At 70.4% G+C, this 22,587-nt stretch carries 12 protein-coding genes; 5 read left to right on the top strand and 7 right to left on the bottom strand.

Annotated features, from left to right (window positions below):
• Positions 1-37 precede the first annotated feature (37 nt).
• The 4 genes from ACIBHX_RS10325 to ACIBHX_RS10310 form a co-directional block, all read right to left on the bottom strand.
• A complete protein-coding gene (locus ACIBHX_RS10325; protein WP_397066163.1) occupies positions 38-1,324 on the bottom strand; it encodes a glucose-1-phosphate adenylyltransferase in 1,287 nt (428 codons plus the stop codon).
• Between the two features lie 105 nt (positions 1,325-1,429).
• Positions 1,430-2,026 (bottom strand): TetR/AcrR family transcriptional regulator, encoded by a 597-nt coding sequence (locus ACIBHX_RS10320; RefSeq protein WP_397066162.1) that lies wholly within the window; start codon positions 2,024-2,026, stop codon positions 1,430-1,432.
• A complete protein-coding gene (locus tag ACIBHX_RS10315; protein ID WP_397066160.1) occupies positions 1,996-3,513 on the bottom strand; it encodes an FAD-dependent monooxygenase in 1,518 nt (505 codons plus the stop codon). Before ACIBHX_RS10315 ends, ACIBHX_RS10320 begins: the two co-directional genes overlap by 31 nt.
• A 49-nt stretch (positions 3,514-3,562) precedes the next feature.
• A complete protein-coding gene (locus ACIBHX_RS10310; protein ID WP_397066158.1) occupies positions 3,563-4,762 on the bottom strand; it encodes an MFS transporter in 1,200 nt (399 codons plus the stop codon).
• Positions 4,763-4,819: 57 nt separating this feature from the next.
• Here ACIBHX_RS10310 and ACIBHX_RS10305 point away from each other — a divergent pair, with 57 nt between their 5' ends.
• Positions 4,820-5,800, top strand: coding sequence for a winged helix-turn-helix domain-containing protein (locus ACIBHX_RS10305; RefSeq protein ID WP_397066156.1), 981 nt, complete (start codon positions 4,820-4,822; stop codon positions 5,798-5,800).
• A 160-nt stretch (positions 5,801-5,960) separates the two neighbouring features.
• A complete protein-coding gene (locus ACIBHX_RS10300) occupies positions 5,961-8,990 on the top strand; it encodes an SCO7613 C-terminal domain-containing membrane protein (RefSeq protein ID WP_397066154.1) in 3,030 nt (1,009 codons plus the stop codon).
• Between the two features lie 346 nt (positions 8,991-9,336).
• Here the strand turns inward: ACIBHX_RS10300 and ACIBHX_RS10295 are convergent, their stop codons facing one another.
• Together ACIBHX_RS10295 and ACIBHX_RS10290 are read right to left on the bottom strand one after the other, a co-directional pair.
• Positions 9,337-10,035: a response regulator gene (locus ACIBHX_RS10295; protein ID WP_397066152.1), complete on the bottom strand. Its 699-nt coding sequence runs from the start codon at positions 10,033-10,035 to the stop codon at positions 9,337-9,339.
• The gene (locus tag ACIBHX_RS10290; protein ID WP_397066150.1) at positions 10,032-11,255 is read right to left on the bottom strand and encodes a sensor histidine kinase; all 1,224 of its coding nucleotides are present in this window, start codon (positions 11,253-11,255) and stop codon (positions 10,032-10,034) included. Before ACIBHX_RS10290 ends, ACIBHX_RS10295 begins: the two co-directional genes overlap by 4 nt.
• Before the next feature lie 323 nt (positions 11,256-11,578).
• Between ACIBHX_RS10290 and ACIBHX_RS10285 the strand changes: the two genes are divergently transcribed.
• Positions 11,579-14,308, top strand: coding sequence for a LamG domain-containing protein (locus ACIBHX_RS10285; protein ID WP_397066148.1), 2,730 nt, complete (start codon positions 11,579-11,581; stop codon positions 14,306-14,308).
• A gap of 132 nt (positions 14,309-14,440) precedes the next feature.
• Complete coding sequence (locus ACIBHX_RS10280) at positions 14,441-21,139, top strand: polymorphic toxin-type HINT domain-containing protein (protein ID WP_397066146.1); 6,699 nt, start codon at positions 14,441-14,443, stop codon at positions 21,137-21,139.
• A gap of 124 nt (positions 21,140-21,263) precedes the next feature.
• Here the strand turns inward: ACIBHX_RS10280 and ACIBHX_RS10275 are convergent, their stop codons facing one another.
• The gene (locus ACIBHX_RS10275) at positions 21,264-21,659 is read right to left on the bottom strand and encodes a MerR family transcriptional regulator (protein ID WP_397066144.1); all 396 of its coding nucleotides are present in this window, start codon (positions 21,657-21,659) and stop codon (positions 21,264-21,266) included.
• Positions 21,660-21,699: 40 nt separating this feature from the next.
• Between ACIBHX_RS10275 and ACIBHX_RS10270 the strand changes: the two genes are divergently transcribed.
• Positions 21,700-22,494 carry an SDR family NAD(P)-dependent oxidoreductase gene (locus ACIBHX_RS10270; RefSeq protein WP_397066142.1) on the top strand — a complete coding sequence of 265 codons (795 nt, stop codon included), beginning with the start codon at positions 21,700-21,702 and terminating at the stop codon, positions 22,492-22,494.
• Positions 22,495-22,587 lie beyond the last annotated feature (93 nt).

Raw genomic sequence — 22,587 nt, 5'->3', positions numbered from 1 at the left:
TGAAAGACGTTTCCGGTGTCTGAACTCCCGCATGGAATCAGCCGGGCGACGTCGCCGGAACGTTGACGATGCTTTCGATTCCGTTGTCGGGAAAACTGCCCTCGTCGCCGCCGATGACGACGATCCCGTTCTCGGTGACGGTGTATCTGGCGCGGTCCTCGTCGAGGTCGAATCCGATGCGGGCGCCGTCGGGGATGACGGCGTCCTTGTCGACGATGGCGCGCCTGACCATGGCGTCCCTGCCCACGTGCACGTTCTCCATCAGCACGCAGTCCTCGACCCGGGCCCGCGCCTGCAGGGTCACCCGGGGCGACAGCACCGACCGTTCGATCGTGGCGCCGCCCCCGACGGTGACCCCGGGGGAGACCAGCGCGTCGACGGCCCTGCCCGCCCGGTCCTCGATGCCGCGCAGGAACGCGGTCGGCGCCACGACGTCGTGCCACGTGCGGATCGGCCAGCCGTCGTTGTGCAGGGTGAAGGACGGATCGGGATGGAGGAGGTCCATGTGCGCGTCGTAGTAGGCGTCCAGCGTGCCCACGTCCCGCCAGTAGCCGCGCTCGCGCTCCCGCCCGCCGGGCACCACGTTGCGCGCGAAATCGTAGACGTCCGCCCTGCCTGATCTGGCGAGCATCGGGATGATGTTGCCGCCGATGTCGTGCGTGCTGGTGACGTCGAGCGCGTCCGAGCAGACCGCGTCGATCAAGGCCTCGGTCCTGAAGACGTAGTTGCCCATCGAGGCGTAGATCTCGTCCGGCGAATCGGTCAGCCCGACCGCGTTCTGCGGCTTCTCGGCGAAGTTGGCGATCCGTCTGCTGCAGCCGGCGATCTCGATGACGCCGAACTGGTGTGCCAGCGCCAGGGGCTGCCGGATGGCCGCGACGGTCACGTCCGCGCCCGACTCGGCGTGCTGGGCCAGCATCTGCCGCGGGTCCATGCGGTAGACGTGGTCGGCGCCGAACACCAGCACGTGCTCCGGCATCTCCTCCTGGAGCAGGTGCAGGTTCTGGAACAGCGCGTCGGCCGAGCCGGAGAACCACTGCGGTCCCAGCTGCTGCTGGGCGGCGACCGGGGTGATGTGGTGGCCCAGGAACGGGGACAGCTGCCAGCTGCGGGAGATGTACCTGTCAAGGCTGCGGCTCTTGTACTGCGTCAGCACAGCGATCTTGAAATATCCGGCGTTGGTCAGATTGGAAAGGACAAAGTCAATCAATCTGTACATTCCGCCGAAAGGTACCTCCGGCTTGGCTCTGGCCAGCGTGAGCGGCATCAGCCGTCTGCCCACTCCTCCGGCCAGCACAACTGCCAGGACTCTGAGCGAGGTCATGGTGCCGACATTATCCCGGCTTTTCACAGGCCCATCGCAAGAAAATTCTTGGTCCCGGCCATTGATGGGCAAAACTGGTTCCGCGCCGCGCGGCCAGCTGTTTTCTCAGGCGCGGTATCCGATGTGGTGCAGCAGGCTCCGCAGCCGGTGCTCGATCTGCCCGGCGGTCACCTCCGCCTCGGCGCTCAGCAGCACGAACGCGATCGAGCTCGACAGGACGTCCTGGAGCACGGCCGGGTCGGTGCCGGGCGGGAGGTGGCCGCTGTCGACGGCCCGCTCCGCGATCTCCGGCAGGGTTTCGAGCCGGGGGCGCAGGTAGCGCTCGGTGTAGGCGGTCACCAGCTGCGGATGGTCGACCGAGGCGCCGATCACCCGCGCCATCAGCGCGCGGAAGCGCGGCCTGCTCAGCAGTCCGGCGATGAAGGCGACCGCGTCCTCGACGCTCCGCTCCGCGGCCTCGGTGTCCAGGTCGGGGTTGCGGGCGTGCTCGAGCGCGGCCATCAGCAGGTCCTCCTTGGACCGCCAGCGCCGGTAGACGGTGAGCTTGGCCACGCCCGCGCGCTGGGCGACCGCCTCGATGCTGGTGCCCCGGGCACCGCGCTCGATGAACAGGTCGAGCGCGGCGTCCAGGATGGCGGCGTCGTTGCCGGGGTCGCGGGGACGGCCGCGCTCTACGCCGGCCACAGCACCTGGTTCAGCCATGCGGTCAGTCTGTCCGGTGCCGGGCCGCCGCGCCAACCGACGTGACCGTCGGGCCGGACCAGCACCACCTCGTCCGACGTCCCCTGCGCGCGCACCAGCGGGACGACCAGATCGGCGCCCAGCTGGGCGGCCGCCGCCTCGGCATGCCGTACGGCCTGCCGGCGATCTCCCGCGACCACCGCCCAGCGGCCGGACAGCGCGGCGTGCAGGGTGACCGGTTCGCCGTCGAGCTCGGTGCACCTGATGTCGGGCATGCGGTCGCCCGGCCGCGGACCCGGTGACCAGCGATGCGAGGCGGGAGCCAGCGGGCCGCCGCGGTAGCTGATGCCCAGCTGCGAGGCGGCCAGCCACAGCCTGCGCTGCACCGCGGGCAGGCGGAAGACCGGCAGCACCACCCTGTCGCGGAGCAGCCGCTTCCACGCGGTGTGGGGGAGCATGATGTCCACGGCCGTGCTGGTGGCCCGTAGCACGTTGCGGGCCAGCGGGCGGCGCTCGCCCTCGTAGGTGTCGAGCAGGCGCTGGTCGGCGCGGCCGCGGACGACCAGCACCAGCTTCCACGCCAGGTTCTCCGCGTCGCCGAGCCCGGTGTTCTGGCCCTGGCCGCCGGTGGGGCTCTGGATGTGCGCGGCGTCTCCCGCCAGCAGCATCCGGCCGCGGCGGTACGCCTCCGCGAGCCGCCGGTGGATGCGGAACTCCGAGGCCCACCGCACCTCGGTGACCGTGTCGAGGCCGACGCCGCTGCGGTGGGAGAACTCCTTCAGCACCCGGTCGGTGATCTCGTCCTCCGTCAGGTGCTCCGGCAGGCCGGGCGGCGGCTCGGTGAACACCCGCCAGGTGTCGCCGGGCAGCGCGGTCACCGACAGCATGTGGCCGGCCTCCATCCAGGTCGTGCTGCCGTTCCTGTCGAAGGGCCAGGCCGCCCGCACGTCGACCATCAGCAGGCGCTCGATGAGGCTGCGCCCGGGGAAGGCGATGCCGGCCAGCTTGCGGACCATGCTGTGGGCGCCGTCGCAGCCGATCAGCCAGCCGGCCCGCAGTTCGCGCTCGGCTCCGTCGGCCGAGCGGACGGTGGCGGTGACGCCGGTGCCGTCCTGCTCGGCGGTGACCAGCCGGGTGTCCCACTCGACGTCTCCGCCCAGGCCGGCCAGCCGTTCGCGGAGGGTGCCCTCGATCTCGGCCTGCGAGATCAGCAGCGTCTGTTTGGGCTGGTCGGCCACGGCGTCGCCGACCTGGAAGCGCAGTACGGTCTTCGACCCCTCGTTGTAGGACATGGTGAGCGACGTCTGCGAGCGTTCCCGCAGGTCGCCGAGGGCGCCGATCCGCTCGAGCACCTCGGCGCCGCGCGGCTGCAGGCCCAGGGCGCGCGAGGTGGTGGCGGGGGTAGGGGCGGCGTCGATGAGGCGCACGGGGATGTCGTGCAGTGCCAGGTGGATGGCCAGGGCAAGGCCGGTGGGACCGGCGCCCGCGATGAGTACGGTGTCCGTCATTTAATAAACGGTACCGTACCGATTACTAAATAGACCGCGGGACCCCCTCTCAGGACGCGGCAGGAAGTCCAGGATGCGTCCGGCGCACCCGCAGCCGCCACAGGAAGGGGGCCAGGACAAGGCTGGTCGCCAGGGCCAGGGCTCCTCCCAGCGCGATGGCGCCGCCCGGGGTGGACAGCTGGGCGATCGTGCCCAGGGCGGCGGCGGCCAGGCCCTGGGTGGTCATCATGCCGCTGTTGGCCAAGCCGAACGCCTGTCCGCGCGCCTCCTCAGGCACGGCCGCCAGGTAGCGCTCCTGCAGGGCGAGATGGTGACCGTACCCGAAGGAGGCCACGCAGGCGAGCGCGGACGCGAGTGCCACCGCGGGCGTCAACGCGAAGATCAGGTACGGCGCCGCCAGCAGCACCATCAGCGGCACCATGGCCACTGCCCGGCCACGCGGCGTGAGGACACGGCCGACGACGATGTCGCCCGCCAGCATCCCGGCCGCCGCGGCCATCAGCAGCGCGCCTGCCGACGAGCCCGCGTAGGAGACGAAGAGCGCCTCGGCGCCCACGATGAGCCCGCTGGGCAGCCACTGCGCGAGCAGCAGCACCCTGACGGCGGGGATGGCGACCAACTCGCGGGTGCCTCGCCAGGTGGTGGCCACCGAGGCGCGACCGGCCGCACGGGCGGGGCGGGCTGCCAGCCTGAAGCGGAGCACCAGCGCCCCGGCGGCGTACAACAGGGCCGTGCACCAGAGCGCGCCCGACGGCGAGATGAGGGCGAGCAGCGAGCCGCCCACCGCGAAGCCGACGATCTGCGTGACGCCGACCGCGGCGTTCAGGGTGGAGCGGGCCAGCACGTAGGCGGGCTCGGCGAGCACGTCGACGAGGAGGGCGAGCTTGGCCGCCTCGGCGACAGGGGTCGTGACGCCGACGGCCACGACCAGCGCCAGTGCCGCCCAGACGGGCAGCCGGCCGGGCGCGATGGCGCAGGCCACCGCGACACCGGCCAGGTGCCAGCCGATGAGCAGCGCGCGTGGCGGCAGCCGGTCGGCGAACGAGAGCAGGCTGAGCCCGCCGACCGCGTGGGGGAGGAAACCCGCGAGATAGGCGATGGCCGATAACAGCGGTGATCCCGTATGCGCGTAGACGAGGGCCGACAAGCCGAGCATCTGCATCGTGTTCGCCGCGACCCCGAGCGCGTGATCGGCGAAGACGGCGCGGAACTCCGTCACTCTGAACACGTCCCGATAGGTGATGGTCATGATGGCAGGGTCGGCGAATCCGGCGCGGCGGGGTAGCTTTTCGTCAGGAGGCGAACCGTGGCCGTCAGGATCATCGTGAGCCCGGGTGACTTCGCTGCCAGCAGGTTCGTCATGTCGCCCGTGGCCAACACGGTGGGGGCGCTCCTGGCGCTGGAGCGCGGGACATCGGCCTACGGAGTGGCGCCGTGGGCCGGGCGGGTGCGCGAGCGGTACCTGGGGCTGCTGCGGGCCGACCCTTCACTCCGGGAGGTGGCGCGGGCCGTACGCGGCTGCCGGGGCGTGCCGGACTTTCTCGCGCCGCCGCAGTCGGGCATGGACACCGCGATCGACGACGAACTGGCCGCCGTGCGGGCCACGCCGGACGAGCTCGCGCGCGAGCAGCTCGACCGCTACGGCGCCGCGGAGGCGCTGCCGGGGCCCGAGGTGGGCGCCAGGGTGGCGCGGGCGCTGCGAGTGATCTGGGACGAGCTGATCGGGCCGGACTGGCCGGCCGCCCGTGTGGTCCTGGAGGCCGACGTGATCCACCGGGCCGGACAGCTGGCCGCCTACGGCTGGTCGCACGCGCTCCAGGACATAGGTCCCGACCTGCGCTGGGATGACCAGGGCTGGATCGAGCTCCGCGACATGGAGGGGCCGCCGATCCGGTTGGCGGGCACGGGGCTGTGCCTGACGCCCATCGCCTACGGTGCGCAGTGGCTGTCGCTGGATCCGCCTTCCTACGCACTCGTCTACCCGGCCAGAGGCAGCGGCAGGTTGTGGTCGGCCGCTCCGGAACGGCGCGACGGCGGCGCCCTGGACCGGTTGCTCGGGCGAACCAGGGCGGCGCTGCTGCGCGAACTGTCGGCCCCCGCGGGTCCCAGCCACCTGGCCGCCACGCTGGGGCTCAGCGTGGGCGGGGTGGGGGATCATCTGGCGGTGCTGCGGGATGCGGGGCTGGTGCGGCGCGCCCGTGCCGGCCGATGGGTCCTCTACCGCCGCACTCCGCTGGGCGACGCCCTCACCGAGGCCGATCCATCGGGGATGAGTCGTCGGGCCTAGGTATGGCTGAGTAGGTGAACACAGGCGAGGCGATCGCCGAGGCGGCATTCTTCTCCCTATGCACTTCGATAGCGCGACATTTCCGGCTGGGCCCGTGTGTCCCGAGTGTGGGCTCGGGCTGGGTGGGCCGGTTGCCGCCTGCCCCAGGTGCGGGTTGCCGTTGACCGGGCCCCTGGCGGCGGAGCTCTGGCAGGTGGATCAGGCGCTCGCCGGGGTTCGGAGCCAGCTGGCGAGCCTGGAGGCACGCCGTACACAGCTGCTGGGGTTGCTTCGAGCGGAGCGGGCCGCCCAGCTCGTGCGGACAGGCGCTCCCGTGCCGAGCCCCGCAGTGTCCGCGGGGGCCGCCACGGAGGTGTCGCGCTGGGTCGTGCAGAACGTGCTGCTCGTGCTCGGTGGCCTGCTGCTGACCGTGGCGGCGATCGTGTTCACGGTGGTGAGCTGGGGGCACCTGGGCATCGGCGGCCGGGCGGCGATCCTGGGCGGGATCACCGCGGTCGCGCTCGCCGTACCCGCACTCCTGCTCAGGCGCAACCTGACGGCGACCGCTGAGACAGTCGCGGTGCTGGGGCTGGCGCTGATAGCGCTGGACGGCTATGCCGCGCAGCGGGTCGGGCTGTTCGGCGGCGTGGCCGGGGATCTGTACGCCGCCGGAGTGATAGCGGTCGTCGCGCTGGCCGCGGCGGGACAGGGCAGAGTGCTGCCGCTGCGGGTGCCGCCGCCTGTCGCGATCGTGCTGGCGCAGGTGCCGTTGCCGCTGGCGTTCAACGACACGGCACTGCAGATCATGGCCGCCTTCACCGGGACCGTGGCGCTCGACGTGGCGGTCTGGGTGTGGGTGAAGCGGCGGGAGCTGCGGATCACCGCCACCTGCTGTCTGGCTCTGTCGTCGGCTGCCGCGCTGTTCGTGGGGGTTGTCGACTCGGTGGTGGGAGACACGGTTCTCGCCATGTCCGGGCTGCTGGGAGTGCTCGCCGGGTTGGGGGTCTTCGTCGCTCTCCGGGTGCCGAACGCGGCTCGGGTGGTGCCGGTTGGGGTGGCGGTGGTGGCGCTGACGTTCGCGGTGGGATCGCCGGTTCGTCCAGCTCTGCCGTACGTCTGGCAGGACCTGCCGTACCCGATCGCCGCCCTGGTCGTGGGGGTCGGCGGGTTGCTGCTGGCCGAGCGGTTGCGGAACGCCTGGATGGCCTCCGGGGCGGGGGTGGCGTTCCTGGGGGCGCTGCCGTACGCGGGGCCTGTGGTGATTGCCGTTTATGGGCCTTTCACCAATCTCGCGGGGGTGTGGGACAGGGCGCCCTGGGTTCCTGTGGGGCTCGCTGCGCTGCGACCCGGCTCGGTGGTGCTCATGGTGTTCGCGGTGGTCTGCGGGGTGTTCGCCGGGTTGGCGCGGCCGTATCGGCGGTGGGGGCTGGCGGGGGTGCTGGGCTTCGGGTCGCTGGCGCTGGTCGTGGGGCCCTCCGCGTTCGGGCTTGGGTACGGCGGGGTGGTCGCGGTCATCGTCCTGCTGGCCGTACTGCTCAGCGTGGCTGCCACTCGGCACACGGACGCCGCTTGGGCGGCGGGGGCGGTTGCCGTGGTGGGGGTCGCGTGGGCGCTGGCCTTCCCGTGGGCTACCTACGCGACGTTGGCCGTGTTCCTGGTGACGTGGGGTGTTCTGTACCGGCGGCCTGCTGCGCTCGCCGGGGCCGCTCTGAGCGGTGGCGGGCTGGTTTGGGCGGTGCTCGGGGGGTTCGGGCTGCGGGTGCTGGACTCCTGTTCGGTCGGGCTCGCCGTCGCCGGGGCGCTTGCCTTGATCGGGGCGTACGGCCTGCGCCTTCGGACCCCGGTTGGCGCTTCGCGGGCGGGTGGCTCGGCTGCTTGGGGTGCCGGATCGTTTGGCCGGGTTTTGTCCGCGTGGCTCGCGGGGGCTGCCGTGTTGCCGGTGGTCGATGTCGTCGCCCGGGCGTTGACCGCTGTGGAGCCCGCGTTCCAGCCGTGGCGGGGTGCGCGGGTCCTTGCGGTGCAGCGGCCGTTGGTGCTGGTGGCGTTGGGGGTCGCTGCTCTGGTGCTCGTGGCTCTGCCGCGGGTCGCTGTCTTGGTGGGGGCTTTGGGGTTGCTGGTGGCGGTGGTCCCTGCGGCGATCGGCCTGCCGTACCCGGTGATCTTGGTCCTGCTCGTCGTCGGGGCCGCAGCGGCAGCCGGAGTGGCGTCCAGCCGGCCCTCGACCGATCAGACTCCGTCCGGTCAGGCTCCGGTGGGTCAGTCTCCGGTGGGCGAGGCTCCGGTCGGTGAGTCTCCGGTGGGCGAGGGTTTGGTCGGTGAGGGAGTTGATGGTCGGGGAGCGGTCGTTCCAGGGCCGATGGGTTCGGGGGCGGAGGTCCGAGGGCAGGAGCGTCGGGGGCCGATCGGTGTGGGTTTGGATGGGCCTGGGGTGCGGATGGTCGCCGGGGTCGTGGGTGGCTGGCTCGGGGTGCTCGCTGTGGGGGCCGGATTGTCGGAGCGCTGGGCTACCTTGGCCGTGTTGCCCGCGCTGGCCCTGATCGCGGGTGCGACATCGGCGTTCGGCAGGGGGCGGGCGCTGGGGGTGACGCTGGCCGCGATGCTGGCGGCTGGTGAGGTGGCGGCCGTGGCGCAGGCGTCGGGGCTGCGCGCGGCGAGCCTGGTCAGCGCGACGGCAGGGGTGATCGCGGTGGCGGCGGGCGCGTGGAAGAAGCAGCGGCGGATCGGCTACCTGGGGATCGGGTTCCTGCTGGTCGCGTCGTGGGTGCGGTTGTGGGCCGAGCACGTGGAGGTGATCGAGGCCTACACGGTGCCGTTCTCTGTGGCGCTGCTCGGGATCGGGTGGTGGCGGACGAGAGGGGAGGAGGTGTCGTCCTGGCGGGCGTACGGCACGGGGCTGCTCTTCAGCTTCGGCCCCAGCCTGCTGGCGGAGCCGACGTCGTGGCGTTCGGTGCTGCTGGGGGCGGTGGCGCTTGGAGTCACGGTCGCCGGGGCTCGCGCCCGGCTGCAGGCGCCGGTGGTGCTCGGCGGGCTGACACTGGCCGTGGTGGCGGTCCGCGAACTGGCGCCCCCGATCGCCGAACTGGTCAGCGCCATGCCCCGGTGGATCCCCATCGCCGTGGGCGGCCTGCTCCTCCTGGTGATCGGCGCCACCTACGAGTCCCGCAAGCGCGACATGCTCCGCCTCAGAAACGCCGTCACCAAACTCCGCTGAACTATCCCCCGACGCCGCAACCTCCACCGGCCCACAGGCTCCGGCACCCGCTCGAACACTGCCGCCGAGCGGGCGCCGTCCAACACCCGGACCTGCCGAAGAAACGGGCCGTCCGACACCCGGACCTGCCGAAGAAACGCTGGATCCGCCGCTGGCCACGGTGCGTTCCTCTGGGCGAGATCGGTGGGGTTTCCGCGAGAGGTTGCCCTGCCAGACCGTCGCTGGGTGCCGCGGTGGCGGCATGGCGGGTAGGCCGGTCCGCCAGGGCCGGACGTACTGCCGGACGATGGTGTTGGCACCGCGGTTGCCGTTCAGGACGGCAGGGCACAGGCTAGGTGCGAGTTGGTCATGGCGGCTTGCTGCCGGTGGGGCCACCGGCTTTCGTGCGTGGTGTTACGAGTCCGGACTCGTAGGCGAGCGCGACCACCTGGGCGCGGCTCGAGAGGCAGAGCTTGGCCATGGCACGGTTGAGATGGGTCTTGACGGTGGCCTCGCTGACGTACAGGCGGGTGGCGATCTCGGTGTTGGACAGCGCCTGCCCGACGAGCTTGAGCACCTCGACCTCGCGAGCGGTGAGCAGGTCCAGGTCGGGGAGGGGCCCGGACGCGGCCGGGCCGGGACGAAGCGTGTAGGCCTCGATCAGGCGCCGGGTGACGGTCGGGGCGAAGAGCATGTCGCCGGAGGCGACGGTGTGGATCGCGGCGATGAGGCGCTCGGGCCGAGTGTCCTTGAGCAGGAACCCCGAGGCCCCCACCCGCAGGGCGTTGTAGACGTAGTCGTCGAGGTCGAACGTCGTCAGGATGAGCACGCGGGGCTGATAGTCGTCGGCGGCGGCCAGGATGCGTTCGGAGGCGGTGACCCCGTTCATGCCCGGCATCCTGATGTCCATCAGGATCACATCCGGGCGGGTCGCGGGAGCCAGGCGCACCGCCTCCTCGCCGGTGGCCGCCTCGCCGACGACGTCGAGGTCCGGCACGGCACGGATCAGCGCCGCCAGGCCCGCACGCACCAGGGGCTGATCGTCGACGACCAGTACCTTGATCATGCGTATGTCTCACCCTGTGACGTCGGGGACTGTTCGTCCGAGGCCGTGGCCGACATGGGCAAGGTCACGACGACCTCGAATCCGCGCTGCGGCCGAGCCCCGGCGACGACCGTCCCCCTGTAGAGCTTGACGCGTTCACGCATCCCGATCAAACCGTGGCCGTCCGGTTCGGTGACCGCCGCCGCGCCGTGGCCGTCGTCCGTGATGCGTAATTCCAGCTCGTCCACGCTGTAGCGGAGCGCCACCCACGCGTGAGCGGGCCCGGCGTGTTTGAGCACGTTCGTGAGTGACTCCTGGATCACTCGGTACGCGCACAGATCGATCCCGGGAGACAGGGGACGCGCCGAGCCGGTGATCTCCACGTCCACGGCGACCCCCGCGGAGCGCATCCGTTCGACCAGCTGCCCGAGCCGCTCCAGGCCGGGAGCGGGATCGTAGCTGTCCCCTTCGTCGTCGGCCTCGATGCGCAGGACCGCCAGCAGCCGCCTCATCTCGCCCATGGCCTCGCTGCTGGTGTCGGCGATCGTGGCGAGCGCGGTGCGGGCGGTGGCCGGATCCGACAGGGAGACGTAGCGCGCGAGCCCGGCCTGGACGGCGATCACGGAGATGTGGTGGGCCACGATGTCGTGCAGCTCGCGGGCGATGTGCACGCGCTCCTGCGTCACCGCGCGCCGTGCCCGGTCTTCCTGTTCCTGTCGCAGCCGTTCGGCCAGGCCGGCCAGCCGCCGGTTGCGTTCGGCCAGCAGGCGGGTGCTGTTGCCGAACGCCCATGCGATGGCGACCACCAGGCTCCCCTGGACGATGCTCGGCCAGGCCAGGTCGGCCGGCCCCAGCAGCGCGGATTGCCACCACACGACCACCACGGGCAACGTGGTCACGAGGGAGACCTGTGGCAGGCGGTGAGCCGCCACGGTGTAGAGAGCGAGCAGGGCCGCGAAGTTGTTCAACTGGTACTCGTAACCGAGCGTGTGATAGACGATCGCCCCCGCGCACGAGACGGCCAGCACGATCAGCGGCGCCCGCCTGCGCCACGCCAACGCCAGGTTGGTCGCGCCGATCAAAGTCAGGCAGAGTACGTCGGGAGTGTGCGGCCCGCCGTTGGAGAGCGTGAACTCGAACACCGTGGTGCTGGCGGCGACCACCACTCCCAGTATCAGGTCGACCAGGAACGGGTTGACGCCGGCCAGCCGTACGAGGGACGACACGACCTTCGCGCGCATCAGCGCATGCTAGTCGCCCAGCCGCCGCCGCGAATCAACCCCTGGGTTGACGTCCGCTACCGCGCGAGTCACAGATTCCGCAGGTCCGTACCGCGAGGGTTCACACCCGTGCGGGGCTTGTGGCACGAGCGTACGGCAGGCGTTCTAGTGACCTTTCATGCGCCAGTTTGACGCCCTGGTTGTTGATATTTGCCATAAATAAGTCGCTCATGTCCGTAACCACGACGGACCCTGGCGGGCTCGCGCGGTGGTCGCGAAGAGAAGAGAAGCACATGCGTGTGAGGGCGCGATGCCGACCTCTCTTACCACTGCGCGTCAGCGGTGTGGCAGGCCTGCTGGGTGTGCTGCTCGTGCTCTCGTCGGTACGGCCGGCCGGCGCCGATCCTGAGTCGTTGCCGCAGGCCCGTACGTCAGATCACCCGGTCGAGGTGATGGCACAGCGTTCGGAGTCGCGACGGGTGCTCGCGAATCCGGACGGGTCGACGACGATCGAGGAGTACCTCCTGCCCAGATGGGTCAGGCGTGGCGCGGACTGGGCCCCCGTCGACACCGAGCTCGTGCGCCGCTCTGACGGCGTGGTCGCACCGAAGGCGACACCGGTGGAGCTCAGGCTCTCCGGGGGCGGCGACGCGCCGCTGGCCACGCTGACCAGGGACGGCTCCGAGCTGACGCTCGGCTGGCCGTGGCGGCTGCCCGAGCCGGTGCTCGACGGGGACACCGCCACCTACCCCGGCGCGATTCCCGGGTTGAAGGACGTGGACCTGCGCATCCGCGCCGGGGCTGAGGGCTTCGCCGAGCAGATCGTGGTCAAGACCCGGCAGGCCGCAGCCGACAGCAGGCTGGCCCAGATCCGGTTCAGGACCAGGGTCAAGGGCGGGACCCTGCGTGCGGGCCGTCAGGGCGACTTCGACGTGGTGAATGCCGCGGGCACTCCCGTGTTCCACGCGCCACCCTCGCTGACCTGGGACTCCTCCGGCATCGCCGACAGGTCCAGGGCCGCCGACGCGCCCGGCGCCGGCGCTCGGCAGGCGGTGATGCGGACAGCACTGTCCGGCGAGGACCTCGTGGTGACCCCGGACAGATCGATGATGACCTCGCCGGACACGACGTTCCCCGTGGTGATCGATCCGGACTGGACCAGCTCGAAGATGGGCACCACCGGCACCGCCTGGGCCGACGTCTCCTCCTCCGGCTTCCACTCCTACAACGGAGGCAACTGGAAGCAGGTGAAGGTCGGCCACTACTCGGGGTGGCCGGGAAGCCCGAGCTCGGACACCTACCGGGCGTTCTTCAAGTTCAACGTCTCCAAGGCGCTCAACAAGAAGATCATGTCGGCGGAGTTCCACGCCTTCCTGGACCGGTCGTTCACCTGCACCAAGTCCACGGTGGAGCTCTGGCAGACCTCGTCGTTCTCCAGCTCGACCACGTGGTCGTCCAAGCCCTCGCTCACCGGGGGCTCTCCTGTCGCCTCCGTGAGCACGTCCGGCGGCGAGCCGGGCTGTTCGGCGCACGACGTGAAACTGAACGCCACCAAGGCGGTCACCGGGACGACCTCGTCGGTCTATCTGGCCCTCAAGGGCGGCAGCGAGAGCAGCCACTCCTACAAGTACTTCAGCAACGTCTATCTGGCGGTGCAGTTCGATTCGCTGCCGACCCTGTCCGGGCTGGGCCTGTCGAACCCCAAGGCCGGATGTGGTTCGGCGGCGGCGCCGGCCCGCGTCGGCAACTCCACGCCGTCCCTGGTCGCGACCGTCTCCGACGCGGACCCTGAGAACCCGCACGCCGACTTCGAGGTCTGGAGCGGCACGAGCGGAGGGACCAAGGTCGCCTCGCAGTCCACCAACGGCCTGAAATCGGGCAGCCAGCACGAGATGACCCTGCCCGCTGCCGCTCTCGCGGACGGCCAGACGTTCCGCTGGCGAGTCACCCCGATCGACACCGCGTATCCGGGGACGCCGAGTGAGTGGTGCTACTACAGCGTCGACAAGATCGCGCCGGAGAGCGCGCCGGGGGTGAAGTCGGCTGACCTGCAGGACAGCGGTTCAGGGGCGTTCAACGACACGATCGGCCGTACGGCGAGGTTCGCGTTCGACCCGAACGGAGCCGGCGGGGTCAGCCGGTATCAGTACGCCTGGGCGGACGACGCCGCCGCCATGGCGCCGAACGCCCCATCCGTGCCGGCGGGCCCCGACGGCACCGCGCAGGTGTCCTTGACCGTGCCCTACACGCAGGACATCACCTACCGGCTGTACGTCTTCAGCTTCGACAGCGCGGGCAACCACAGCGTCAACCCGGGCGTGTTCGAGTTCCGGTTGTCGGCGTCGGCGGGCCCGGTGGGCTGGTGGAAACTGGACGAGACCGGCGGCACGGTCCTGGCGGACGCGGCGGGCGACCACCCGGCGACGCTGACCGGGGGCACACTCGCGGCCCCCGGCCGCGTCGATTCGGCACTGGGCTTGACCGGCGGCGGTGACCACGCCGAGACAGCGGCGCCGGTGGTGCGGGCCGACCGGAGCTTCACGGCGGCGGCCTGGGTGAAGCTCGGCGGCACCGGCAACTGGGCCACCGCGCTCAGCCAGGACGGTCCCGTCTTCAGCTCGTTCTTCCTGCAGTACTCGCTGGAGAACGACCGCTGGTCGATGTCGGTCTGCGGGACACGGGCCCTGTCGCGCGACGCGCCCACCCTGAACAGGTGGACCCATCTGGTCGGGGTGTACGACGCGGCGGCTCAACAGGCGCAGCTGTACGTCGACGGCGCGCCGCAGAACACCTCGCACTGCACCTCGCAATGGGCGGGCGCCGACGGCCCCCTGGCGATCGGGCGGGCCAGGTTCAACGGCGGCGACGTCGACTTCTTCCCCGGCGCGGTCGACGACGTGCGCGTCTACGACCGGGTGGTCTTCGCCACCGAGCCGAACGCGGTCGACGGCTCGACCGGCGGCGCAGCGGACCTGGCGAACCGGCCGCCCGTCGAGGAGGGCCACTGGACCGGCGACCTCGGCTCGGGCACCACGGTCGCGGATTCCAGATTTCTGGCCGGGTGGCATCGATGACGTGCACGCGTTCACCGGTGTGCTCACGGCCGAGGAGATCAACCTCATGGGCTCATAGCGGGCCCCTCGACCTCAGGCGGAGGACTGGTGACCAGTCGGCGGTGGGGTGCACCGCGTATCGCGGTGGCGCTCGTGATCACATTGGTGGTGAGCCTGCTTCCGGCGATGCCGGTGAGCGCGGCCCAGAAATGGAATCCAGCCCGGCCCGAGCAGCAGCGGTCGGTATCAGGGCACAACAGCGGCTATCGGGCCCGCGGCATCGCCGGATCCGGCAGGCAGGCTCCGCCGGCTGTCACGTGGCCGAAGGCGGGATCGGCCGAGGTCACGATCCCGGCGAGCGGGATGGCACAGGTGAGCGGGCTGCCGGTGCAGGTCGGCGCCGCGGCGGACCACCTGTCATCCGCCGCGGCCAAGGTCCAGGTTCAGGTCCTCGACCAGACGGCCGCGCGGCGTGCCGGGGTGGACGGACTGCTGTTCACGGTGGGTGCTCAGGCGCTGGTCCAGGTCGACTACTCGGCGTTCCGCCACGCGGGCGGCGGTGACTGGGCCTCCCGGCTGCGACTGGTCCGGTTACCCGGCTGCGCGGCGACCACCCCGGAACGTCCCGAGTGCCAGACGCAGACCCCGCTCGGCTCCGACAACGACGTGACCAAGGGGCTGGTCCGCACCCGGACAGCGGTCGACTCGGGGGTGCTGGCGCTGACCGCGGGCGCCTCCGGCCCGGCGGGCAGCTTCGCCGCGACACAGCTGGCCCCCTCCTCCACCTGGCAGGTCGGCGCGCAGACCGGAAACTTCTCCTGGTCGTATCCGCTGCGGATGCCCCCTTCGCTGGGCGGTCCTGTGCCGCAGGTCACGCTGGACTACTCCTCGAGCGCGGTGGACGGGCAGACGGCCTCGACCAACAACCAGCCCTCGTGGGTCGGCATGGGCTTCGACTACTGGCCGGGCTACATCGAGCGCCGCTACCGTTCCTGCCGTTACGACTCCAGCCTGTCACCGAAGCGTCAGGACCTGTGCTGGCGCTACGACAACGCGACGATGTCGTTGAACGGCAAGTCGAGCGAGCTCATCCGCGACGACGCGACCGGCGTGTGGAAGCCGAAGGACGACGACGGCTCGAAGGTCGAGAAGCTCACCGGGGCCGCGAACGGCGACGAGGGCGGCACGGGGGACAAGGGCGAACACTGGCGCATCACGACGCCCGACGGCACGCAGTACTACTTCGGCCTGAACCAGCTGCCGGGGTGGACAACCGGCAAACCGGTGTCGAACTCGACCTGGACCGTGCCGGTGTTCGGCAACGACAACGGCGAACCGTGTCACACCACCGGCACGGACGCCGCCGACACCTTCGACAAGTCGTGGTGCCGCCAGGCCTGGCGCTGGAATCTGGACTATGTCGTGGACCGGCACGGCAACACCATGACCTACTGGTACACCCCCGAAACCAACTACTACGGGCGCAACCTGAAGTCCACCGGGGTCGCCTACACCCGGGCCGGCACGCTGAGCCGCATCGACTACGGGCAGCGCGCGGACACGATCTTCACCTCCAACGCCCCGGCGCAGGCCACTTTCAGCACCGCGGAACGCTGCTTCCCCTCCGGCGCCATCACCTGCGCCGACAGCCAGTTCAAGACGACCAACGCCAAGTACTGGCCGGACGTGCCGGTGGACCAGAACTGCGCGGCGGGGGAGTCGTGCGCGAACAAGAACACGCCCACCTTCTGGACGCGCAAGCGCCTGACCGGCATCACCACGCGCGTGTGGAACGGCACGCAGTACGACGCGGTGGACTCCTGGGCGCTGCGGCAGGAGATGAAGGACCCCGGCGACGGCACCACCGCGGGCCTGTGGCTGGACGGCATCACCCACACCGGCAAGGTCGGCGGTGACCTTTCGCTGCCCGAGGTGACGTTCGAGGGCACCAAGCTGGCCAACCGGGTCGACCCCGCCCAGGGCCCGCAGATGGTCAAGTTCCGGATCTCCTCCATCACCTCGGAGTCCGGCGGCGTCACCTCCATCACCTACCTGCCGCCCGAGTGCGCGCAGGCCAACCTGCCCGCGGCCGAGGACAAGAACGACAAACGCTGCTTCCCGCTCTACTGGACGCCGGAGGGGGCCACGGATCCGAAGCTGGAGTACTTCCACAAGTACCCCGTCGCCTCGGTGTCCGACGATGCTCGCATCGCGGGCACGCCACCTGTCCTGACCACGTACGACTATCAGGGCGCCCCCGCCTGGCACCACGATGACGACGACGGGCTGGTGGAGGAGAAGTACAAGACGTGGTCCGAGTGGCGCGGCTACGCCAAGGTACGGATCGTCAGCGGGCGGCCAGGTGAGGCGCAGTCGCAGACCGAGTCGCTCTTCTACCGCGGCATGGACGGCGACGAGCTGAAGGGCACAGCCGTCCGCGACGTCAAGATCACTGACTCCGAGGGCACCGCGGTGGACGACGCGGACGTGCTCGAAGGGCAGGTCCGCGAGCAGATCGTGGACGACCGGCCGGGCGGGCGGATCCAGCAGGCGACCGTGAACACGCCATGGGTGAGCGCCATGACCGCCAAACGCGTCAAGCCCTGGGGCACGTCGACCGCCGCGATGGTCCGCGCGGGCACCGTGGCCACCCGCACACTGATCGGCGACGGCAGCTGGCGGCGCACCCGGACGATCGCCCGATACGACGATCGGGGCCTGGCGGTCGAGACCGCGGACGCGGGTGACACCTCGGTCCCCGGCGACGACAAGTGCACCAGGACCACCTACGCGCGCAACGAGAGCGCGTGGATGCTCAACTTCGTCAGCCGCGAGCTGACCGCGGCCATGGCCTGCCCGGCGCCGACCGCGACCCTGCCCGACGACAAGATCATCTCCGGGGTCGAGAACAGCTTCGACCGCAAAAGCTCCGGTGAGGCGCCCGCTACGGGTGACGTGACGCAAACCCGCCGGTTGACCGGTTTCACCAGCGGGTCGGCGAACTGGCAGATCGACACCGCGACCGACTACGACGCGAACGGGCGGGTCATCGCCTCCTACGACGGCGGCAAGGCCGACCACAAGACCACGACCGCCTACACGCAGGTGGCCGGTGGCGGACTGGTCAACCAGGTAGTGATCACCAACCCGGCCGGGCACCGGGAGACGACCACGTACAACCCGGCCTGGGCGGCGCGCACGGCGATCCAGGACGCCAACGGCAGGCGGACCGAGCAGCAGTACGACCCGCTGGGGCGCATGGTGAAGGTCTGGATGCCGGGGCGCACCACCGACATGTCCCCGCACGTCCAGTTCACCTACACGATGTCGAGGGACAAGCCCGCGGCTGTCACCACGGCGAAGCTGAACGCCGACGGGTCCACCTACACGACGTCGTATCAGCTCTTCGACGGGCTGCTGCGCCCGATCCAGACGCAGGGCCCGGCCATGACCAACTGCAGCGGCACGGTCACCGGCCGCACGATCTCCGACACGTTCTACGACTCCAGCGGCCAGGTGGTCAAGGTCAACGACGACTACTACAACGCCGCCCCACCGTCCAGCACCCTGTTCGCGGCCGCTGACAACGAGGTGCCAGGCCAGACCGTGACCACCTACGACGGGCAGGGCCGGGCCACCGTAGAGGCGTTCAGGCAGCTCGGAGTGGAGAAGTGGCGGACCACCAGCAGCTACACCGGCGACAGCGTCAGCGTCGTCCCGCCAACCGGCGAAACCCCCACGACCAAGGTCTTCGACGCGCAGGGCAAGGTCACCGAACTGCGCCAGTATCACGGCACGGGCGTCGAGGTGCCGGCGGATGTCACCCGATACGGCTACGACTCCGCCGACCGGCTCGCCACGGTCACGGACGGCGCGGGCAACGAGTGGCACACCACCTATGACCTGATCGGCCGCGCGACCGAGCTCCAGGACCCGGACAGGGGCACCACCACCCTGACCTACACCGACCTCGACGAGCTGCGATCCGTCGTGGACGGCCGTGGCAAGCGCCTGTTCTTCGACTACGACGTGCTCGGCCGCAGAACCGCCGAGCGCGCCGATGCCGCCGACGGGCCGAAGCAGGTCGAATGGCTCTACGACAAGATCGGCACGACCAACGTGTACGGCCAGGTCGTCTCCGCCATCCGCTACGCCGACGGCGACCCGGGCAAGGCGTACCGGACCGACATCACCGGCGTCGACGACGTCTACCGGCCGACCGGCATCAACGTCACGATCCCCGCCGTCGACGGCAACGCGGCCCTCGCCGGCACCTACGCCACCACGATGACCTACAACAGCGACGGGTCGATGGCCACGATGACCCTGCCGGCGATCGGCGGCCTGCCGTCGGAGAAGCTGCAGTACGGCTACGACGCGCTCGGCCGGCCCCGGACCTTGAAGGGAGCAGGCACCTACGTCCTCGACACCGGCTACGACGGCGTCGGCAACCTCTCCACCCTGCTGATGGGGACGGCCGCCGGTTCGAGAGTGCAGCGCACCTTCTCCTACGAGACCGGCACCGACAGGCTGACCAACGTGGTCACCGATCGGGAGAAGAGCGCGCCCTTCCGGGTGGAGAACACCACCTACCGCTACGACGACGCCGGGAACCTCACCAGGGTCGCCGACCAGCCGGGCGACGGCCAGGCCGCGGAGACCCAGTGCTTCCGCTACGACTATCTGCAACGCGTCACCGACGCCTGGACGGCCGGCGACGACTGCGCGGCCTCGCCCGGCTCCGGTACGGTCGCCAAGACCGGGCCTGCTCCCTACTGGCAGTCGTACGGCTACGACCTGACCGGCAACCGTACCAAGCAGACCGACCACGACCTGGACGGCGTCACCGCGCAGGACACGACCAAGACCTACACCTACCCCGCGGGCGGGAGCGCGCGACCGCATGCCCTGCAGTCCGTCACCACCGTCACACCCACGATCGCCGGTGGCAGTCCCGGAGGGACCAGTGTTGACTCCTTCGGCTACGACCAGGCAGGCAACACCACGCTGCGCAAGGTCGGCGGAGACGACGAGGCCATCGAATGGGACGCCGAAGGGCATCTCGCCAAGTCCACCAAGGGCGGCGCCACCTCCTCGTTCCTCTACGACGCCGACGGCCAGCGGCTGATGCGCCGGGGAGCCGGCGTCACCACCCTGTATCTCGGCCCGATGGAGCTCCGGCTCGACGGCACCGGCGTGTCAGGGACCCGGTACTACACCCTGGGCGGAGACACGGTCGCGGTGCGCACCGGCAAGGGCGTCCAGCTGCTCGCCGACGACCATCAGGGGACCGCGAACCGGATCATCGACGCCTCCACCAACCAGGTCAGCCAGCGCTACTTCACCCCGTTCGGATCCCAGCGCGGCACCCAGCCGACGGTCTGGCCGGACGAACACGGCTACGTCGACGGAGTCACCGACACCTCGCTCGGCACCACCCATCTCGGCGCCCGCGAGTACGACCCGGACAACGGGCGGTTCCTGTCGGTCGATCCGGTCACCGACGTCGAAGATCCCCAGCAGATGAACTCCTACTCCTACAGCGAGAACAATCCCGGGACGCTCTCCGACCCCGATGGCCTACGACCCGACAGCTGCATGTCCGGCGGGGACAAGCGGGCGTGCCTGGACTGGCAGGTCGGTCAGATCCAGCGGAGGTGGCCGCACTGGCGTCCCAGCGCCGACTACTACGGTCCCTACGCCAGGCCGTCCGACAGCGGCTACTCCTCGTCCCAGATCGCGGCCCAGCGCCGCGCCGCCCAGCTCGCCGCGCTCAAGCGCCTGTGGGCGGCCCAGCAGAAGAAGATCGAACTCAAGCGCCGGCTGGCCAGCGCGATCGGCTCCCTGCTGAAGATCGCCGCCGACGAGCTGGGCATCACCGCGGGCGTCGACTGCTTCACCAAGGGAGATCTCGCCGCCTGCGGCGAAACCGCCCTCAACGTCATGCTCACGTTCTCGGGCAGCGTCCTCGGCAAAGTCGCGTCCAAGTACGGCATGCCCTGGAAGTGGGGCAAGGCGGCGAAACTCGTGGGCGCGGTCGGGAAACTCGTCGGTGCGATCGTCAGGACGATCAAGGACCTGTTCAAGGTGGGCAAGGAGGTCACTGAGGCGGAGAAGGCGGTCAAGGCGGCCTGCCGGGTCAACAGTTTCCTGCCCGGCACCCTGGTGAGACTGGCCGACGGCACGGCCAAACCGATCGAGAAACTCGAACCCGGGGCCAAGGTCCTGGCGAGCGACCCGGCCAGCGGCCGGACGGAAGGCAAGCAGGTCGTCGCGTCCATCGCGGGCCTGGGCATGAAGCGGCTGGTCCAGGTCGTCGTGGAGACCGGCGACGCCAGGGTCGGCAGCGTCGTCGCCACCGAAGGGCACCCGTTCTGGGTCGCGGACCGGAACTCCTGGATGGAGGCCGGTCGGCTCCGGTCCGGGATGTGGCTCACGACCGACTCCGGCGCCCAGGTTCGGATCCGTGAGGTCCGTCCGTACAGCGCCTACGCGAGCGTGCACAACCTCACCGTCGGCGATGTCCACACCTATTACGTGGTGTCCGGTGCGGGAGACCTCCTCGTGCACAACTGCGGACCGTCGGCGTTGCCCTCAGGCAACGGCAAGAGCTTCACGGTCTACAAGGACGGGAAGCTGGTTCCGCGGTCTGAATTGCCCGACATCGCACCCCCGGAGGACCCGCTCGGGGCGGAAACCGGAGCCTATGCCGGGGAGGGAGCGCGATTCGAAAAGCTAGATGAAGCCACCCCCAGGTCGAAACTGAGTGCGTTCATGAGGGCGCCGGCAGAGCTGGCGGACACCATCCAGGGCCATCTCCCGCCCACCTGGCACGTGCCCCCCCTCCACTGAGGCTCCGGCTCGAACGCCTCAAGGGCCGGGCGCCATGCAGGCGCCCGGCCCCGCCGCAGCACCTGACACCTGCAACGACTACGCCGTCCACCCCTCGTCTCTCCCGTGCTCGATGGCCCGGTCCTCAGCTGCGACGCGTGAGTGAAGCCGGGGCGGTGGTCGCGCTCTCCGACGCCGTGTCGATCACCTCGTCCAGGACGTCGCGGGAGCGAACCAGATCGGTGATCATGCGGTTGATGCGGTCGCGCTCCGCGGTGAGCTCGCCGACCAGCACCGGGGTGGCGATCTCGTTCGGGCGACCATCCGTGTCTCTCATGCAGGGCAGCAGTTGTGCGATCTTCTTGCTGTTCAGCCCCGCGGCATAGAGCATCTGGATGCGTACGACGCGGTCGACCGCCCACTCGTCGTAGTCCCGGTGGCCGCCGGGGGTGCGCTCCGCGCGTAGCAGTCCTTGTGCCTCGTAGTAGCGCAGGGAACGCTCGCTCACCCCGCTGCGCCGGGCCAGCTCGCCGATCCGCATTCCACACCTCGCATGACGACGACTTGAACCTGACACTGATGTGAACTTCTACCATGCCGGCATGACGAACACACAGTTTGCGGAGAACGCATCGATGAGTGACTTGACCGGCAAGGTGGCGCTGGTGACAGGTGGCAGCCGCGGGATCGGCGCGGCGATATCGAAAAGGCTGGCGGACGCCGGGGCGGCGGTTGCGCTGACGTACGTTCAGGCAGTGGACCAAGCGCGCGAGGTCGCCAAGCAGATCGAGGCGGACGGTGGCACGGCCGCAGTCATCCAGGCCGACCTCACCCAGCCGAATGCCGCGGCGGATGCTGTGGAGCAGACGGTACGGGAACTTGGCCGCATCGACATCCTGGTGAACAACGCGGGCTTCCTCACCTACGGCCCGCTTGCAGAGGTGTCCGCTGCGGAACTGGACCGGGTGCTGGCCGTGGACGTCCGGTCGGTGTTCCTGGCCGCCCAGGCCGCCGCCCGGCACATGGGCGACGGCGGGCGGATCATCAGCATCGGGTCGTGCTTCAACGGGCGCGTTCCCGGCTCGAACTTCGTCCTGCAGGCGACGGCCAAATCCGCGCTCATCGGGCTGACCAAGGGACTTGCCCGGGAGCTGGGGCCGCTCGGGATCACCGCCACCATCGTGGACCCGGGCCCGATCGACACCGACATGAACCCGGCCGACGGCGATACCGCCGATTTCCAGCGCTCCCTCACCGCCCTGGGGCGTTATGGCGAGGCCGAGGACATCGCCGCCGCGGTGGCCTACCTGGCGGGTCCCGGCGGCCGCTACATCACCGGCACCGCCCTCGCCGTGGACGGCGGGTACACCATCTGACGGCCGATCGTCCCCGTCCACTCGCCGCCCGGCCGGTCGCGAGTGGACGGGGCTGGATCGTGCTTCCAGCCCACTGGCAGGAGCCGAACTCCG

The sequence above is a fragment of the Nonomuraea sp. NPDC050536 genome, assembly GCF_044457685.1.
Classification (GTDB): domain Bacteria; phylum Actinomycetota; class Actinomycetes; order Streptosporangiales; family Streptosporangiaceae; genus Nonomuraea.
This window is presented reverse-complemented; position numbering and strand designations above follow the sequence as displayed.

Excerpts from the sequence above, each read along its gene's own strand:
- ACIBHX_RS10325 (WP_397066163.1), bottom strand. The coding sequence starts at position 1,324 with ATGACCTCGCTCAGAGTCCTGGCAGTTGTGCTGGCCGGAGGAGTGGGC.
- ACIBHX_RS10320 (WP_397066162.1), bottom strand. The coding sequence starts at position 2,026 with ATGGCTGAACCAGGTGCTGTGGCCGGCGTAGAGCGCGGCCGTCCCCGC.
- ACIBHX_RS10315 (WP_397066160.1), bottom strand. The coding sequence starts at position 3,513 with ATGACGGACACCGTACTCATCGCGGGCGCCGGTCCCACCGGCCTTGCC.
- ACIBHX_RS10310 (WP_397066158.1), bottom strand. The coding sequence starts at position 4,762 with ATGACCATCACCTATCGGGACGTGTTCAGAGTGACGGAGTTCCGCGCC.
- ACIBHX_RS10295 (WP_397066152.1), bottom strand. The coding sequence starts at position 10,035 with ATGATCAAGGTACTGGTCGTCGACGATCAGCCCCTGGTGCGTGCGGGC.
- ACIBHX_RS10290 (WP_397066150.1), bottom strand. The coding sequence starts at position 11,255 with ATGCGCGCGAAGGTCGTGTCGTCCCTCGTACGGCTGGCCGGCGTCAAC.
- ACIBHX_RS10275 (WP_397066144.1), bottom strand. The coding sequence starts at position 21,659 with ATGCGGATCGGCGAGCTGGCCCGGCGCAGCGGGGTGAGCGAGCGTTCC.